This is a genomic window from Variovorax sp. 01N429 (assembly GCF_056399425.1).
The window spans coordinates 299,410-315,268 of the sequence record NZ_JBFTRG010000005.1; the positions used below are offsets into that span (position 1 = coordinate 299,410).

At 64.5% G+C, this 15,859-nt stretch carries 14 protein-coding genes; 8 read left to right on the forward strand and 6 right to left on the reverse strand.

What is annotated here, in order from left to right; genetic code table 11:
- Window positions 1-86: 86 nt before the first annotated feature.
- The 5 genes from AC1DSF_RS11905 to AC1DSF_RS11925 all read right to left on the reverse strand — a co-directional run bounded on the left by AC1DSF_RS11905 (window position 87) and on the right by AC1DSF_RS11925 (window position 5,789).
- Window positions 87-1,253, reverse strand: a complete 1,167-nt coding sequence (locus tag AC1DSF_RS11905) for an ABC transporter substrate-binding protein (RefSeq protein ID WP_478128491.1) — start codon at window positions 1,251-1,253, stop codon at window positions 87-89.
- A 110-nt stretch (window positions 1,254-1,363) separates the two neighbouring features.
- On the reverse strand, window positions 1,364-2,134 hold the full coding sequence (locus AC1DSF_RS11910) for an alpha/beta fold hydrolase (RefSeq protein WP_478182877.1): 771 nt from the start codon (window positions 2,132-2,134) through the stop codon (window positions 1,364-1,366).
- 44 nt (window positions 2,135-2,178) lie between these two features.
- A complete protein-coding gene (locus AC1DSF_RS11915; RefSeq protein WP_478144823.1) occupies window positions 2,179-3,729 on the reverse strand; it encodes a benzoate-CoA ligase family protein in 1,551 nt (516 codons plus the stop codon).
- 45 nt (window positions 3,730-3,774) lie between these two features.
- Entirely contained in the window at window positions 3,775-5,328 is a 1,554-nt protein-coding gene (locus AC1DSF_RS11920; RefSeq protein ID WP_478182878.1) for a 3,4-dehydroadipyl-CoA semialdehyde dehydrogenase, read from the reverse strand.
- Entirely contained in the window at window positions 5,325-5,789 is a 465-nt protein-coding gene (locus tag AC1DSF_RS11925; protein WP_478182879.1) for a 4-hydroxylaminobenzoate lyase, read from the reverse strand. The genes AC1DSF_RS11920 and AC1DSF_RS11925 overlap by 4 nt, the downstream gene beginning before the upstream one ends.
- Before the next feature lie 161 nt (window positions 5,790-5,950).
- Here AC1DSF_RS11925 and AC1DSF_RS11930 point away from each other — a divergent pair, with 161 nt between their 5' ends.
- From AC1DSF_RS11930 to AC1DSF_RS11965, 8 genes are all read left to right on the forward strand, one after another.
- Entirely contained in the window at window positions 5,951-6,883 is a 933-nt protein-coding gene (locus AC1DSF_RS11930; RefSeq protein WP_478182880.1) for a helix-turn-helix transcriptional regulator, read from the forward strand.
- A 137-nt stretch (window positions 6,884-7,020) separates the two neighbouring features.
- Window positions 7,021-8,691 (forward strand): 2,3-epoxybenzoyl-CoA dihydrolase, encoded by a 1,671-nt coding sequence (gene boxC, locus AC1DSF_RS11935; RefSeq protein WP_478182881.1) that lies wholly within the window; start codon window positions 7,021-7,023, stop codon window positions 8,689-8,691.
- A 133-nt stretch (window positions 8,692-8,824) separates the two neighbouring features.
- Window positions 8,825-10,252, forward strand: coding sequence for a benzoyl-CoA 2,3-epoxidase subunit BoxB (boxB, locus tag AC1DSF_RS11940; RefSeq protein ID WP_478128484.1), 1,428 nt, complete (start codon window positions 8,825-8,827; stop codon window positions 10,250-10,252).
- A 138-nt stretch (window positions 10,253-10,390) separates the two neighbouring features.
- The gene (gene boxA, locus AC1DSF_RS11945) at window positions 10,391-11,671 is read left to right on the forward strand and encodes a benzoyl-CoA 2,3-epoxidase subunit BoxA (protein ID WP_478128483.1); all 1,281 of its coding nucleotides are present in this window, start codon (window positions 10,391-10,393) and stop codon (window positions 11,669-11,671) included.
- Between the two features lie 2 nt (window positions 11,672-11,673).
- Window positions 11,674-12,108, forward strand: coding sequence for a MaoC family dehydratase (locus AC1DSF_RS11950; protein WP_478128482.1), 435 nt, complete (start codon window positions 11,674-11,676; stop codon window positions 12,106-12,108).
- A gap of 149 nt (window positions 12,109-12,257) precedes the next feature.
- On the forward strand, window positions 12,258-12,701 hold the full coding sequence (locus AC1DSF_RS11955) for a hypothetical protein (protein ID WP_478128481.1): 444 nt from the start codon (window positions 12,258-12,260) through the stop codon (window positions 12,699-12,701).
- Window positions 12,668-13,534 carry a hypothetical protein gene (locus tag AC1DSF_RS11960; protein WP_478128480.1) on the forward strand — a complete coding sequence of 289 codons (867 nt, stop codon included), beginning with the start codon at window positions 12,668-12,670 and terminating at the stop codon, window positions 13,532-13,534. Before AC1DSF_RS11955 ends, AC1DSF_RS11960 begins: the two co-directional genes overlap by 34 nt.
- A gap of 194 nt (window positions 13,535-13,728) precedes the next feature.
- On the forward strand, window positions 13,729-14,652 hold the full coding sequence (locus AC1DSF_RS11965; RefSeq protein WP_478128502.1) for a hypothetical protein: 924 nt from the start codon (window positions 13,729-13,731) through the stop codon (window positions 14,650-14,652).
- A gap of 149 nt (window positions 14,653-14,801) precedes the next feature.
- Here the strand turns inward: AC1DSF_RS11965 and AC1DSF_RS11970 are convergent, their stop codons facing one another.
- Window positions 14,802-15,842: an MBL fold metallo-hydrolase gene (locus tag AC1DSF_RS11970; RefSeq protein ID WP_478128479.1), complete on the reverse strand. Its 1,041-nt coding sequence runs from the start codon at window positions 15,840-15,842 to the stop codon at window positions 14,802-14,804.
- Between the last annotated feature and the right edge of the window lie 17 nt (window positions 15,843-15,859).

The window sequence follows — 15,859 nt, forward strand, 5'->3', positions numbered from 1 at the left end:
CCGCGGAACCGGCTTTGCCGGGCCGCTGGCGTCGCCCCCGGTAGGGTAGGCGAAGCGACACGAAGCGCGCGAAGCCTGGGGGCGAGTCAAAGCTTGCAACCGCGGGCCGGGTCGGCCAGGTTCTTCACGGCAATGTTGACCAGCTTGTTCTCGTGGCCTTCGACCTTGCGCAGGTAGATGTCCTGCACGGGGTTGTGCGCCTTGTTCATCGTGAAGGTGCCGCGTGGGCTGTCGATCTTGGCCTTTTCGATGGCGGCCGCGAATTCGGCCTTCTTCGAGATGTCGCCCTTCACGGCATTGAGGCCGACCGCCAGCATCTGGGCCGCGTCATAGCCTTGCACCGCGTAGACGTCGGGCTGCAGCTTGAACGACTTGGCATAGGCGGTGCGGAAGCTGGTGTCGCGCGGCGTGTTCAGGCCGTCTGCATAGTGCAGGGTGGTCTGCATGCCTTGTGCGGCTTCGCCCTGCGCTTCGAGCGTGCCGTCGGTCAGGAAGCCGGGGCCGACGAGCGGGATGGTCTTGTTGAGACCGGCCGCAGCGTAGTCCTTGACGAACTTGACCGCGCCGCCGCCCGCGAAGAAGGCATACACCACGTCCGGCTTGGCTGCCGCGATCTCGGTCAGGAGCGCCTGGAACTCCACATTCGGGAAGGGAACCGTGAGTTGCTTTTCGACCTTGCCGCCGGCCTTCTCGAAGCCTTCCTTGAATCCCGCCACGGACTCGTCGCCCGCCGCGTACTTCCAGGTGATGGTCATGGCCTTCTTCTTGCCCTGCTTGCCGGCGACGTCGCCCATGGCATAGGCGGGCTGCCAATTGGAGAACGAGCTGCGGAAGATGTTCTGCGCGCACATCGGGCCGGTCACGGCATCGGCGCCGGCATTGGGCACGATCAGCACGGTGCCGCTTTCCTTGGCGGCCTTGGCCATCGCCATGGCGACACCGGAATGCACGGTGCCGATGATGACATCGACGTTGTCGCGCTTGATGAGCTTGTTGACGTTGTCCGTCGCTTTGGCGGGATCGGATTCGTCGTCGACCTTCACGAACTCGATCTCGCGGCCGCCGAGCTTGCCGCCCTGTTCTTCGATGCGCAGCTTGAAGCCGTTCTCGATCGCCACGCCGAGCGCCGCGTACGTGCCGCTGTACGGAAGCATCATGCCCACCTTCAGCTTGCCTTGTTGGGCGTGTCCGAGCGTGGCGATACAGGCCAGCGCGAGGGCTGTCAGCGTGGTGCGTGCGATGCGGGTGCTCATGGATGACTCCTTGTTGAAAATTCAGTGGGTTGCGACCTGCCGGTCCGTTTTCCAGGGTGCGTCCGCCGATGCGCGAGGCGACAATACTTTATAGCTAAACTATTTATCCCTCAATCAAGCGTTTTCCCTGCGTTTCCCGAGTGTTCATTCACGAAAGAAACGGTCGCAACTATCGCCGTTTCGGGTTGATCGCGATGCGGGGAATGCCCGCAGTCCGGCACCTCCACAAGCCTTGTTTGCGGCACGCGTTCGGCAATCCCGCGAATCTGGCGGAGCGTCCCGTATTCGTCGTCGATCCCCTGGATAGCAAGAACCGGGCAACGAATGCCGTCCAGCTCCGCTTCGATGTTCCACTGACGGAAGGGCGGATGGAGCCAGATGTGGTTCCAGCCCCAGAAGGCCGAGTCCACTTCATCGTGATAGCGGCCCAGCTTCTTCGGCAGGTCGGTCTCCAGATAGGCCTGCCGGGCGAGTTCGATGTTGGCGACGGTCACGTCCTCCACGAAGATGTGCGGCGCCAGGACGACCAGTCCCGCGACGCGATCAGGGAAGCGCGCAGCGTACAGAAGAGAGATCGATCCGCCGTCGCTATGCCCGAAGAGCCAAGGGCTTTCGTGGAGGCCGATGGCGTCGAAGAAGGCCGGCAGCACCTCGTGTGCCTGGCGATGCATGAAGTCGACGTCCCACACTTCATCGGCATCGCGCGGCGTGGAACGGCCGTAGCCGGGGCGCGAAAACACAAGGCCGCGAAATCCGCCGGCCTCACACAGCCGCTCGGGGAAATCCTTCCACATCGATACCGAGCCGAGCCCCTCGTGCAGGAAGACGAGCAGTGGCGCATGGGTCCGTTCAGGTGCGATGCGCACGTATTCGATGCGCACGTGTTTTCCCCGCCACTGGATGGCGGCGAATCGGGATTCGGGTATCACGCCTGCTGCTCCCGCTCGCGGAGGCGGAACCGCTGGATCTTTCCGGTCGCGGTCTTCGGCAACTCGTCGACAAACTCGATGAAGCGCGGGTATTTGTACGGCGCGAGGCGTTCCTTGACGAACGCCTTCAGCTCGTCTTCGGACACCGATTGGCCGTCCTTGCACACCACGTAGGCCTTGGTTTTGGTCAGCCCGTCGGCGTCTTCCTTGCCGATCACCGCGGCCTCCAGAACCGCGGGGTGCTGCATGAGCGTGGCCTCGACCTCGAAGGGCGAGACGTAGATGCCGCTGACCTTCAGCATGTCGTCGCTGCGCCCCGCGTAGGTGTAGTAGCCGTCGGCGTCACGCGAATACTTGTCACCGCTCTTGGTCCAGCCTTCGCGGAAAGTCTCGGCGCTCTTCTCCGGGTTGCCCCAGTACATGACGGCCGTGCTCGGGCCCTTGATATAGAGGTCGCCGACTTCGCCAACGCCAACGGGTTTTCCGTCTTCGCCGCGCAACTCGATGGCATAGCCTTCGACGGGCTTGCCGGTCGTGCCGTAGCGAATGTCGCCGGGCCGGTTGGAGATGAAGATATGCAGCATCTCCGTCGACCCAATGCCGTCGACGATCTCGCAGCCGAAGTGCTGCTTGAAGCGCTGTGCGATCTCGCCCGGCAGCGCCTCGCCCGCTGAGGAGCACATGCGCAGTGCGACGGCCTCGCGCGGCGGAAGGCGAGGGGACGCGAGCATGCCCGCGAAGCCGGTCGGCGCGCCGAAGAAGACGGTGGGCTTGTGCGCGCCTGTCCAGCGCTTGAAGGTCGCGTCGGGCGTCGGCCGCTCGGCCATCAGCAGCACCGTCGCCCCGACCGACAGCGGAAAGGTCAGCGCATTGCCAAGACCGTAGGCGAAGTACATCTTCGCGGCCGAGAAGCACACGTCGTTTTCCGTCAGGCCCAGCACGGGCTTGCCGTAAAGCTCTGCTGTCCACCAGGGGCTCCCGTGCGTATGCACGGTGCCCTTCGGCTTGCCGGTCGAGCCCGAGGAATAGAGCCAAAAGGCGTGGTCGCGCGGCGACGTCGCGGCAGGCGCAGTCAACGGCTCGCGCGCCGCAATGGCCGAATCGAAGTTGTGTGTGCCGGCGGTCAAGGGGCCTTCGGGCTGCGACACGAACAACGTGCGGACTTCGTTCGGTGCCTTGCCCATCGCTTCTTGCAGCACGGGCAGCAGCGCGCCAGACACGAGCGCCGCCGTGGCGCCGCTGTTTGCCAGCATGTAGGCGTAGTCGTCGGCGGTGAGCAGCGTGTTGACAGCGACTGGCACGATGCCGGCATAGAGACATCCGAGAAAGCTCACCGGCCAGTCGCTGGTGTCGAGCATCAACAGCAGCACGCGGTCTTCGCGCCGCACGCCCTCTGCGAGCAGTGCGGCGGCGAGCCGGCGGGCCCGGTCCTCGAGCTGGCCATAGCCAAGCGCGCCCCGATCGTCGACATAGGCGGTCTTCTGCGCACGCTCGCGATTGACCGCGAACAGGTGCTCGGCGAAATTGAATGTGTCGGGCAGGCTCATCTTTGTCTCCTCGGGTTCGTCGTGATTCGAGATGCCGGCTGCGCGCTACTGAAGCCCGAGCTGCGCCAGCACGCCGGGGCTGGCCTGCACCGCGCTGCGCCGGTGATAGAAATCCAGCGCGCGCAGGCCGCCGAGCTCCGCTCCACCGCCCGCGCGGCCGGGGCCGCCGTGCAGGGACATCGGCATGACGTTGCCGTGGCCGGTCTGCGCCTGCGCCACTTCGGGCGTGATGACGTGAACGCGGCCATGGCTGGTTGCAAGCTGCACCGCAGCCTGCCCCAGCGCCGCATCGTCAGCGCCGTACATCGAAGTCACGAGCGAGCCTTGGCCGCGATGGGCGAGCGCAATGGCGTGATCGAGATCGCGATAGGCCAGCAGCGTGGCGACGGGGCCGAACACTTCGACCTCATGCACGCGGTCGGCCGCGTCCGCATCGCGCGCGCCCAGCAGCACCGGGCCGATACAGGCGGCGACCGCGGGGTCGGCATCGACCAGCGCCTTCTGCGTGCCGTCGTGCAGAACGCTGGCTTGCGTCTTCAACGATTCCAAGCCTTCGCGCACGGCATCGAGCTGCGCGCGGTTGACCAGCGAACCCATTCGCACCGCCTCGTTGCGGGGATTGCCCACCGTGATGCCAGCCAGCTTGGCACTGATGGCTTCGGCCGCGGCGTCATAGAGCGCCGCCGGCACGAGGATGCGGCGAATCGCCGTGCACTTCTGGCCGGCCTTGACCGTCATCTCTCGAACCACTTCGCGCACCAGCAGGTTGAATGCCTCGGAGCCTGGAGCCGCATCCGGCATCAGCAGGGCGGAGTTGAGGCTGTCGGCTTCGATATTGACGCGTGCCGAGCGCTGGGCGACTGCAGGGTGCGAACGAATGACGGCGCCCGTCTCCGCGGAGCCTGTGAACGACACCACGTCGAATCCCTGGAGCTGGTCCATCAGCCCGGCGGAGCTGCCGCAAATGATCGACAAGGCGCCCACCGGCAGCACGCCGGCCTCGACCACGTCACGCACCATGCGCTGCGTCAGCCAGGCGGTGGAAGTGGCGGGCTTGACGATCACAGGCACGCCGGACAGGAGCGCGGGCGCGGCCTTTTCCCACAAGCCCCACGACGGGAAGTTGAATGCATTGATGAACAGTGCGACCCCGTGCGTCGGCACTTGCAGATGCTGGGACTGGAACAGCGGTTCCTTGCCCAGCTTGACCGCCTCACCGTCGCGAAGCGCGCGCACGTCGCCGAGCGCATCGCCCCACTTGGCGTATTGGCCGAGCGTGAAAATGGCGCCGTCGATGTCGACCGCCGAATCATTCTTCACCGTGCCGGAGTTCGCGGTGGCGATTTCGTAATAGCTGTCGCGGTGGGCCAGCAGCACCTTCACGATGCCAGCGAGCAAGCCTGCGCGCTCGCGATAGGTCAGGGCGCGCAACGCAGCGCCACCGGTTTCACGTGCAAAGCGGAAAGCATCGGCCAGGTCGAGCCCGCTTGCGTCGACGCGCGCGAGTTCGGTGCCGAGCACCGGATCGAACAGCCGCGTGCCCGCACCGCTGCCGGCCTGCCAGCGACCACCCACGTAGTTGGAAAGAAGTTCGGTCATTGGCTGAATTGAATTTGCCCTTCGGGCAAAAGATAGAGAACCAGCGCACGGCCTAGCGCCACGGTGGGGCGATGCGCGCTGCCGGCCGGATAGACGCACCAGCCTGCCGGGCGCCCGTCGAAAGTCGCGTCGCCCTCGAGCGGCATGATCAAGTCGATCTCGCCATTGGGATGCGTGTGATGTGGCCCGGCAATGTCGCGCATGTCGACGACATCGACCGAGAACCGGTTCAGTGCGTCTTCGGCCTTGAACACACGTCCGTAACGGATGCCGCCACCCTCGCGCTCGCACAGCCAGCCTTCCTCCACGCCGCCGATGCAGGCCTGCTTCAGGCCCTCATAAGTGGGACTGCCAGCGCCATGATGGGTGTTGAGCCAGAGATCGAGATCTTGATCGAGCGGCCGGCCGGCGATCTGTGTCGCCACGTCGGCGACGAGCTGGTGAAAGGCTTGTTTGGACATTGGCGTTCTTTGTGCGTGGGAACAAACTTGCGGCAATCGGCTGCGTGCAGTATCTTGCCTGTAGATGAACCATAAGCACCGGACCTCAAGGTGTCAAGCAATATAGTGCATGAATGGGTGTTAACCCCGAGTGCGATCCACCAGAACAGCGAAAGAGAGTCATGAACGAGCGAGCTGACGACGTGGTGTTGACCGCGCCATCCGATGCGCCTCTGCAAGAGGAGGACGCGAAGAACCCGCTGCTGGTCGCGCTGGGCGAAAGAGTGCGCAACCTGCGCGCACGCCGCGGCCTGACCCGCAAGGCCGTCGCGCAGGCGGCCGACGTGTCCGAGCGCCACTTGGCCAATCTGGAATACGGCATCGGAAACGCTTCCATCCTGGTGCTGCAGCAGGTGTCCAGCGCGCTGCAATGCTCGCTGGCCGAGTTGGTCGGCGACGTGACGACGACCTCGCCCGAATGGCTGTTGATCCGCGAACTGCTCGAGCACCGCAGTGAAGCCGACCTGCGACGCGCCCGCATTGCCCTCGGCGAACTGCTGGGCACCGCCGCTGGTGATCCGGCGCGGCACCGGCGCATCGCGCTCGTCGGATTGCGCGGGGCGGGCAAATCCACGCTGGGGCAGATGCTTGCTGATGATCTGGATGTGCCGTTCATCGAGCTGAGTCGCGAAATCGAGAAGATCGCCGGCTGCAGCGTTCGCGAAATCCACGATCTCTACGGCACCAATGCGTACCGCCGCTACGAACGGCGTGCTCTCGAAGAAGCGGTCCAGATCTACAGCGAAGTGGTGATCGCCACGCCCGGCGGCATCGTCTCCGACCCCGCCACCTTCAACCAGCTATTGGCGCACTGCACGACAGTGTGGCTGCAGGCCGCCCCCGAAGAGCACATGGGCCGCGTCGCCGCGCAGGGCGACACCCGGCCGATGGCGGCGAGCAAGGAGGCCATGGACGACCTGCGGCGCATCCTGAGTGGCCGCGCGGCTTTCTATTCGAAGGCGGACCTGAGCGTGGACACCACCGGGCACGGCCTGGCCGAGAGTTTCCACTTGCTGCGCGACACCGTCCGAGAGTCGATCAGCCGCGAAGGCTGAGTCCGGCGCCCCCCGCTGTAATAAATTCATTCCAAGGTTGACTGGCGTGAAAACATGCAGCATGATGCATGTCATGGCGATAGGCAAATGCACTATTGTTCAAGATGTCCCATCTGCAAGATCCCAAGGAGACCGTCATGGCTGAAACCGCTGCCCACCCCGCCCGCGTGGATTACCGCACCGATCCCACGCAGTACCGTCACTGGAAATTGAGCGTCGAGGGCAGCGTGGCCCGCCTGTCGCTCGACATCGCGGAAGACGGCGGCATTCGTCCCGGCTACAAGCTCAAGCTCAACAGCTACGACCTGGGCGTGGACATCGAGCTCCACGACGCCCTGAACCGGGTGCGCTTCGAGCATCCCGAGGTGCGCTCAGTCATCGTCACCAGCGCCAAGGACCGGATCTTCTGTTCCGGCGCCAACATCTTCATGCTGGGCGTGTCGAGTCACGCCTGGAAGGTGAACTTCTGCAAGTTCACGAACGAGACGCGCAACGGAATCGAGGACTCGTCCAAGCACTCCGGGCTCAAGTTCATCGCAGCGGTGAACGGCGCCTGCGCCGGCGGCGGCTACGAACTCGCCCTGGCCTGCGATGAAATCATCCTGGTCGACGACCGCTCTTCTTCGGTCTCGCTTCCCGAAGTGCCGCTGCTCGGCGTACTGCCAGGCACTGGCGGCCTGACCCGCGTGACCGACAAGCGCCACGTGCGCCATGACCTCGCGGACATCTTCTGCACCAGCGTCGAAGGCGTGCGTGGCCAGCGTGCCGTCGAATGGCGTCTGGTCGATGCAATTGCCAAGCCCGCGCAATTCGGCACTGCCGTGCAAGAACGTGCCGCCAAACTCGCCGAAGCCAGCGACCGCCCGGCGAATGGCAAGGGCGTGAGCCTCACCCGCGTGGAGCGCGAAGACGGTCCCGACAGCCTGCGCTACGAGCACGTCACCGTCGAGATCGATCGTGCCCGCCGCACAGCCACCTTCACCGTCAAGGCACCCAAGAGCGCGCAGCCGACTGACATCGCAGGCATCGAAGCGGCCGGTGTCAACTGGTGGCCGCTCGCGATGGCTCGTCAACTCGACGACGCCATCCTCTGCATGCGCACCAACGAGCTCGACATCGGCACCTGGCTGCTGAAGACCGAAGGCGATGCCCAGGCCGTGTTGGCAAGCGACGCCACGATGCTGGCCCACAAGGACCACTGGCTGGTGCGCGAAACCATCGGCGCGTTGCGCCGCACGCTGGCCCGCCTCGATGTCTCTTCGCGCAGCCTCTTCGCATTGATCGACTCGGGCTCCTGCTTCGCGGGCACGCTCGCTGAAATCGCCTTTGCCGCCGATCGTGCCTACATGCTGGCGCTGCCCGACGATGCCGACAAGGCCCCGACGCTGACGCTCAACGAGTTCAACTTCGGCTACTTCCCGATGGTCAACGACCAGAGCAGGTTGCAGCGCCGCTTCTATGAAGAAACCGCGCCGATGGAAGCCGCCCGCGCGGCAGCCGGCAAGGCGCTCGACGCGGACGAGGCACTGAAGCTCGGTCTGGTCACGATGGCGCCGGACGACATCGACTGGAACGACGAAATCCGCATCGCGATCGAAGAGCGTGTGGCGATGTCGCCCGACGCGCTCACCGGCCTAGAAGCCAACCTGCGATTCGCGAGCCAGGAAAACATGCTTACGCGCATCTTTGGCCGGCTTACCGCGTGGCAGAACTGGATCTTCAATCGTCCCAACGCCGTGGGCGAAAAGGGTGCCCTCAAGGTGTATGGCACCGGCGAGAAAGCCGGTTTCGATTTGAACAGGGTATGACCCCCAGGCTCGCGCACTTCGTGTCGCTCTCCACCCCCTTCCAGGGGGCAACACCAGCGGCCCGGCGAAGCCGGTTCCGCGGTGTTTCGCGAAAACTTCTTCAACCGTCCTTCCACCGTTAAAGGCCCCCGTCATGAGCACGATCAACTACAGCGAGAAGATCCCCAACAACGTCAACCTGGGCGAGGACCGCACGCTGCAGCGCGCGCTCGAAGGCTGGCAGCCGAACTTCATCAACTGGTGGGACGACGTCGGTCCCGATGGTTCGACGAACTATGACGTCTACCTGCGCACGGCGGTGAGCGTCGACCCGCAAGGCTGGGCGCAGTTCGGCCACGTCAAGATGCGCGACTACCGTTGGGGCATCTTCCTGAACCCGGGCGACCCAAACCGCGAAATTCACTTCGGCGACAACAAGGGCGAGAAGGCTTGGCAGGACGTGCCCGGTGAGCACCGCGCGAACCTGCGCCGCATCATCGTCACGCAGGGCGACACCGAGCCTGCGTCGGTCGAGCAGCAGCGGCACTTGGGGCTCACCGCGCCGAGCATGTACGACCTGCGCAACCTGTTCCAGATCAACGTCGAGGAAGGCCGGCACCTGTGGGCCATGGTCTATCTGCTGCACAAGCACTTCGGCCGCGACGGCCGGGAGGAAGCCGAGGCGCTGTTGCAGCGCCAGTCGGGCGATCAGGACAACCCGCGCATCCTCGGCGCCTTCAACGAGAAGACGCCGGACTGGCTCGCGTTCTTCATGTTCACGTACTTTACCGATCGCGACGGCAAGTTCCAGTTGTCGGCGCTGGCGGAAAGCGCCTTCGATCCGCTGGCGCGCACGACCAAGTTCATGCTCACCGAAGAAGCGCACCACATGTTCGTCGGCGAAAGCGGCGTGTCGCGCGTGCTGCAGCGCACCGCGCAGGTCATGAACGAGCTCAAGACCGATGACCCGCAGAAGGTGCGCGCCGCGGGTGCCATCGATCTCGGCACCATCCAGCGCTACCTGAACTTCCACTACAGCGTGACCATCGATCTCTTCGGCGCCGACCAGTCGAGCAACGCTGCCACCTTCTACAGCTCGGGCCTCAAGGGCCGCTACGAAGAAGGCAAGCGCACGGATGATCACGTCCTCAAGGGCCAGACCTACAAGGTGCTCGAAGTGCAGAACGGCCAGCTCGTCGAGAAGGACGTGCCGATGCTCAACGCGCTCAACGAAGTGCTGCGCGACGACTTCATCAAGGACTCCGTCGCCGGCGTTGCGCGCTGGAACAAGGTTCTCGAAAAGGCCGGCATCCCGACTCGCCTGACCGTGCCCCACAAGGCATTCAATCGCCAGATCGGCGCCCTCGCCGGCATCAAGATGTCGCCCGAAGGCCGCGTCGTGAACGAAGCCGAGTGGGCTGCCAAGAAGAGCGAATGGTTGCCGACGCCCGAAGACTTCGCTTTCGTGGCATCGTTGATGGGCCGTGTGGTCGACCCCGGCAAGTTCGCCGGCTGGATTGCACCCCCCGTTATGGGCATCAACCGCCAACCGGTCGACTTCGAATATGTAAGGTTCGGCTGAACTGAGCTCGCCCCCAGGCTTCGCGCACTTCGTGTCGCTACGCCAACCCCCTGGCCGGGGGCAACACCGGCGGCCCGGCAAAGCCGGTTCCGCGGTGTTTCTGGAAGCAGCGGTGGTGACAAGGAAGGAGACAACCAGATGGATTTGGCTGAAGTGAATGTCATCAAGCAGCACCTGATCGACCCGGAGATCTGCATTCGGTGCAACACCTGCGAGGCGACTTGCCCGGTGAACGCGATCACGCATGACGACCGCAATTACGTGGTGCGTGCCGACGTGTGCAATGGCTGCATGGCTTGCATCTCCCCTTGCCCGACCGGCTCGATCGACAACTGGCGCACGATGCCGGTGACGCGTGCCTATTCGATCGAAGAGCAGTTGACGTGGGACGAACTGCCAGCCGAACTCACGCCGGAGCAGCTCGAAGCCGAAGGCGTCGCATCGGCGGGCGACGGGCAAATGCTGGTGCAGGTGCCCGCCGCTTCTCCGCAGCCGCCTGCGGCACCGGGCGAAGCGGTGTTCAATTCGGCGCAGTATGGCGCGACCGTGCCACCGTGGTCGGCGGCGCACGCCTACACCAACCTTTTTCCGCCCAAGAGCCCCACGACCGCGACCGTGGTCGGCAACTTCAACTGCACCGAAGCGGGCTACGAAAACCAGACGCACCACATCGTGCTCGATTTCGGCACCATGCCGTTCCCCGTGCTCGAAGGGCAATCGATCGCGATCATCCCGCCGGGTCTCGATGCCAGTGGCAAGCCGCACTTTGCACGGCAGTATTCGATTGCAAGCCCGCGCAACGGCGAGCGGCCTGGCTACAACAATGTCTCTCTGACCGTGAAGCGCGTGCTGCAGGACCACCAGGGTAATCCGGTGCGCGGCGTGTGCAGCAATTACGTCTGCGATCTGAAGGTCGGCGACAAGGTGCAGGTCATCGGTCCGTTCGGCGCATCGTTCCTGATGCCAAACCATCCGAAGTCGCACATCGTGATGATCTGCACCGGCACCGGCAGCGCGCCCATGCGCGCGATGACCGAGTGGCGCCGGCGCCTGCGCAAGAGCGGCAAGTTCGAAGGCGGCAAGCTGATGCTCTTCTTCGGCGCGCGCACTCAGCAAGAGCTTCCATACTTTGGCCCGCTGCAAACGCTGCCCAAGGATTTCATCGACATCAACTTTGCGTTCTCTCGCACGCCCGGCCAGCCCAAGCGCTACGTGCAGGACATGATGCGCGAGCGCGCAGCCGACCTCGTCGAACTGCTGAAGGACGGGCAAAGCCACTTCTATGTGTGCGGCCTCAAGAGCATGGAAGAAGGCGTGGTGCTGGCGCTGCGGGACGTGGCGTCCGATGCCGGCCTTGATTGGGATACGCTGGGCGCCAGCCTCAAGCGCGAAGGCCGGCTGCACCTGGAGACCTACTGACGATGAAATTCGCCGAGTTCCACGACGGACAGGTCATCGAGGCCGGCCCCTACGTGGTGACGGAGGCGGAGATCATCCAGTTCGCGCGGGCCTATGACCCGCAGTGGTTCCACACCGATGCACAGCAGTCCGCCGACGGCCCTTTCGGCGGGTTGATTGCGAGCGGCTGGCACACCAGCGCGATCGCGATGCGCCTCGTCACCGATGCCGCACTCGTCGGGTCCGAGTCCTTCGCATCGCCGGGACTTCAATATCTCAAGTGGCCGAATCCGGTGCGCCCCGGCGACAGCCTGCGGCTGATCGCTGACGTCGTCGAGGTGCGCCGTTCCGAAAAGCGCCCGACGCTCGGCATCCTGCGCTGGCGCTGGAGGTTGATCAACCAGCGCGAACTGCCTGTGCTGGATCTGGAAGCGACGAGCCTGTTTCGCCTTCCCTAGCAGGGCGAAGACGACTCGCGCAGTACGCGAGAATGTCCTGCATCGGATTCCTTGCGATACGTCACAGAATGTCAGCATGTCCACCGGCATTGCCGCTGGAGCGTTTCATCCATCACCACAGGGCCTTCGCCCTTGTTCGGAGACTCCCCTTGAGATTGATTGGCACCGCGTTTGTCAAATGGGCCCTGTCGGCCACCGTGGCCGTCGCTGCCCTTTCGGCTGCGGCCAGCGCCAGTGCCGAAGTGTCGGTCGGCGTCGAGTTCGGCGGCCCGAGCTATTACCAGCCCCAGCCGGCCTATGTGGTCCCGGCCGAGCCTGCCTACGTCGCACCGCCGCCGGTCTACTATCAACCCGCTCCGCCCGTCTACTACCAACGGCCACCACCACCCGTCTACTACGGACCGCCTCCGGGTTACTACGCTCCGCCGCCGGAGTACAGGCCTGCGCCCGGCTACGGATACCACCGCGGATATGACGCACCGCCCCAGCGCAACCTGAGCGACATGCAGCGGCGGGCCCTGGACAATTGCGCACTGCTGGCCCCGCAAGAGCGGCCGCGGTGCCGCGCGACGGTGATGTCGACCGCTCGCTGAACGTGTCTCGCCGAGGGTTGCGCGTTTTCTGGTGGGGCGCCCTCGCCCTGCTGCTGCTGGCAGGTTGCGCCCAACAGGCAGCGATCGATCAACTGGCTCCCCAGGAAGAAACCGCGTTCGCCAAGGCGTTTGTCTCGCAGATCGCTGCTTCGGACTTCGACGCCGCCGAGAGCCGGCTTGCGCCGGCGCTCAGGGATCCGCAGGTGCGCGCCAAGCTCCAGCAGGTTGCAGCGCAATTTCCTCCCGGAGCGCCGACAGAAACCAGGGTTGTCGGTGCCTTCACGTTCAAGGCGTTCGACGTCGATCGTTTCGATCTCACATTCGAATATCGCTATCCGAGCGCCTGGTTCCTGGCGAACGTGAACCTCGAACGCCGAAACGGCAATCTCGCCGTCACGAGCGTTCACGTCACTCCCTTGGCGGATTCGCTCGAAAACATCAACCGATTCACCTTTGCCGGAAAGAGCGTCGGCCACTATGTCGTTTTCGTGCTCACGGTGGCAATTGCGGTCCTGGTGCTGGTGGCGCTGGTCCTGTGCATCCGCACGCCGATCCCGCGGCGTAAATGGGCGTGGCTCATCTTCGTGTGCGTCGGAGTGATGCAGTGGTCGTTCAACTGGACCACCGGGGCGCTGGACTTTTCGCCCGTCTACGTCTCGCTGCTCGGCGCAGGCTTCTCCAAGGCCGCACCCGCCGCGCCTTATATCGTGCACTTCGGCGCCCCGATTGGCGCCGTCGTCTTTCTGCTGAGGCGCAGGCACTGGCTTCGCGCAAGACGTCAAGCGGCCATGGATGAGTTGGCAAAAACCGCCCCGAACAAGCAGGACCTGTAGGGCAGGGCCTGTAAAGCGAGGCAGACAAGGCCAGGGAAGCGAGGAGAGGCCTTCGAACCCACACGCGGCCGGTATGCTTGTGCGCATTGGCCTATTCATCTTCATTTGCCAGCTTGGCATCGAGGTTGCGCGTGAAGCCATTTGTGAAGCCGCTTCGATCGCTCGGTGCCGCAGGCGTCTTTGCCTGCTGTTCGATGGCCAGCGGCCAGGAACTGTCCCTGCTTGCGGGGCCGCTCGCGAGTTCGGGCGAGCGTACGTATTCATGGGAAGGCGCCTACCGCCAAGGCTTGGGCCCCTACGCGGCATGGAGCTTTTCGTGGCTCAACGAAGGTCATCTTTCGTATCACCATCGAGACGGTCAGACCTTGCAACTTTGGGCGCGACTTCCGATGGCGGAGAACCGCCTGGAACTCTCGGCCGGCGCCGGCCCTTACCGCTACTTCGACACGATCACGGCCCAGTACCTCCCGAGCTATGACAACGCCCATGGATGGGGCGGCGTTCTGAGCCTGCGGCTTGCCTACTACTTCGACAACCGCTGGATCGCGGAGATGAAGCTCAATCGCGTGATGGTGAGCGGTGGCCCGGACACCACCGCACTGCTGTTCGGCGTGGGTTATCAACTGGACGCTCCTGACAGGCCGGGACCGCGGGACGGCCCCATCGAGAGGACGTCGAACGTCACTGGCAATGAATTGACCGCGATGCTGGGAGCATCGATCCTGAACAGCGATCGATCGCAGTCGTCGCCCGCTGCTTCGCTGGAGTATCGGCACGGGCTGGCTCCGCACCTCGACGTGACTGCCTCCCTGATCCATGAAGACGGCGACATCCAGGCGCGACGCGATGGCGCTGCGGCGCAGCTATGGGCAACGAGCGCGTTCTTCAACGACCGCTTCACCCTGGCCGCCGGCATCGGCCCCTATGTGGCCATCACCCAGAAAGATCACTCGCCTTTCGATTCCACGGGCGACGGTCGCATTTCAGGCCTGGTCTCCGTCTCGGCGAGCTACAGGTTCGGCCAACGCTGGCTGGCGCGCTTGACGTGGAATCGCTTCGCGACCCGGTACGACCGCGACGGCGATCTGATCCAGGCGGGGATCGGCGTTCAGTTCTGAGCGCCGAAGACTGCTGCTGCCTTCGGCGTCTGCGGCTTCGGCTCGCAAGCGGCAAGCGCTGTCAGCGTCGCGCAGACGAGAAGAAGCGTGAGGATTCGGTGTGTCATGTCGTCTCCTTCGAGCGGGATCGTGGATCGCGAGCATCCCGCTCAGGGTTCCTTGCCCGGCTTCAGCGGAAAGCCGGATTCGCGCCACGCTTTCATGCCGCCGTCGAGCGCGACCGCGCGCTGGAAGCCCATCGCGCGAAGCGTTGCCGCTGCAAGCGTCGAGATATAGCCTAGCTCGCAGCAAGTGATGATGCGGCGTGTAGGGTCGGGCAGGTCCTGGTTGACGCGAAGCTCGAGCTGTCCGCGCGGAAGCAGGCGTGCGCCGGGGACATGGCCTGCCTCGTAGGCATCTCGCTCCCGCACGTCGAGCACGATCAGGTCGTCCTCCACGGCTTCGACGCGCGTCTTGAGTTCGTCAAGCGACATGAACGGCACCGCCGCGCTGGCTTCGGCCAAGAGGCTCGCGACCGTCCTGCCGCCGCTCATGTTGGTACGCAGCGCTTCGGTGATATGTGTCGGCATCGTGAGATTCAGGCTGCGCATCATCTCGACGAACTCGGCGCGGTCGCGCTTTTGCAGGCGCGGGTTGCTGGCGATCTCGTCGCCGATAGTGGAGTGGCTGCGGCCCTTGTAGTCGTGCGCCGGGTAGACCTTGAGGGCCGCATCGAGCTGCAAAAGGCGATTGAAGAGGCTGTCATGGAGCGCCTCGGGGTTGCCGCTCGGCAGATCGGTGCGTCCGGTGCCGCCGATGAGCAGCGTGTCACCGGTAAACACCCGGTCGTCGACCTTCAGGCACATCGAATCGGCCGTGTGCCCGGGCGTGTGAAGCGCCTGCAGCCGCAGCTTGCCGACGGCCACCATTTCGCCATCGCCGATGCGCATGTCGACGAAAGGGGCGGGGCTGGCGCGATGCATCACGACCGGCACGCCGAGCCGCCGGGCCAGTTCCTTGGTGGCTGAAAAATGGTCGGCGTGCGTGTGCGTATCGATGAGATAGCGGATCCGCACGCCGTCGCGGCTGGCCAGGGCGAAGTAGTGGTCGATCTGGCTCAGCTCCGGGTCGATGAGCGCGCCCACACAAGTCTCGCCGCAGCCGATCAGGTAGGACTGGCAACCCCCGGTGGGGACTTGCTCGAAGATCATGTGAGCGGCCGCGCCGA

Excerpts from the sequence above, each read along its gene's own strand:
- AC1DSF_RS11965 (WP_478128502.1), top strand. The coding sequence starts at position 13,729 with ATGGCCAGCGGCCAGGAACTGTCCCTGCTTGCGGGGCCGCTCGCGAGT.
- AC1DSF_RS11915 (WP_478144823.1), bottom strand. The coding sequence starts at position 3,729 with ATGAGCCTGCCCGACACATTCAATTTCGCCGAGCACCTGTTCGCGGTC.
- AC1DSF_RS11950 (WP_478128482.1), top strand. The coding sequence starts at position 11,674 with ATGAAATTCGCCGAGTTCCACGACGGACAGGTCATCGAGGCCGGCCCC.
- AC1DSF_RS11920 (WP_478182878.1), bottom strand. The coding sequence starts at position 5,328 with ATGACCGAACTTCTTTCCAACTACGTGGGTGGTCGCTGGCAGGCCGGC.
- boxB (WP_478128484.1), top strand. The coding sequence starts at position 8,825 with ATGAGCACGATCAACTACAGCGAGAAGATCCCCAACAACGTCAACCTG.
- AC1DSF_RS11925 (WP_478182879.1), bottom strand. The coding sequence starts at position 5,789 with ATGTCCAAACAAGCCTTTCACCAGCTCGTCGCCGACGTGGCGACACAG.
- boxC (WP_478182881.1), top strand. The coding sequence starts at position 7,021 with ATGGCTGAAACCGCTGCCCACCCCGCCCGCGTGGATTACCGCACCGAT.
- AC1DSF_RS11930 (WP_478182880.1), top strand. The coding sequence starts at position 5,951 with ATGAACGAGCGAGCTGACGACGTGGTGTTGACCGCGCCATCCGATGCG.
- AC1DSF_RS11970 (WP_478128479.1), bottom strand. The coding sequence starts at position 15,842 with ATGATCTTCGAGCAAGTCCCCACCGGGGGTTGCCAGTCCTACCTGATC.
- boxA (WP_478128483.1), top strand. The coding sequence starts at position 10,391 with ATGGATTTGGCTGAAGTGAATGTCATCAAGCAGCACCTGATCGACCCG.
- AC1DSF_RS11905 (WP_478128491.1), bottom strand. The coding sequence starts at position 1,253 with ATGAGCACCCGCATCGCACGCACCACGCTGACAGCCCTCGCGCTGGCC.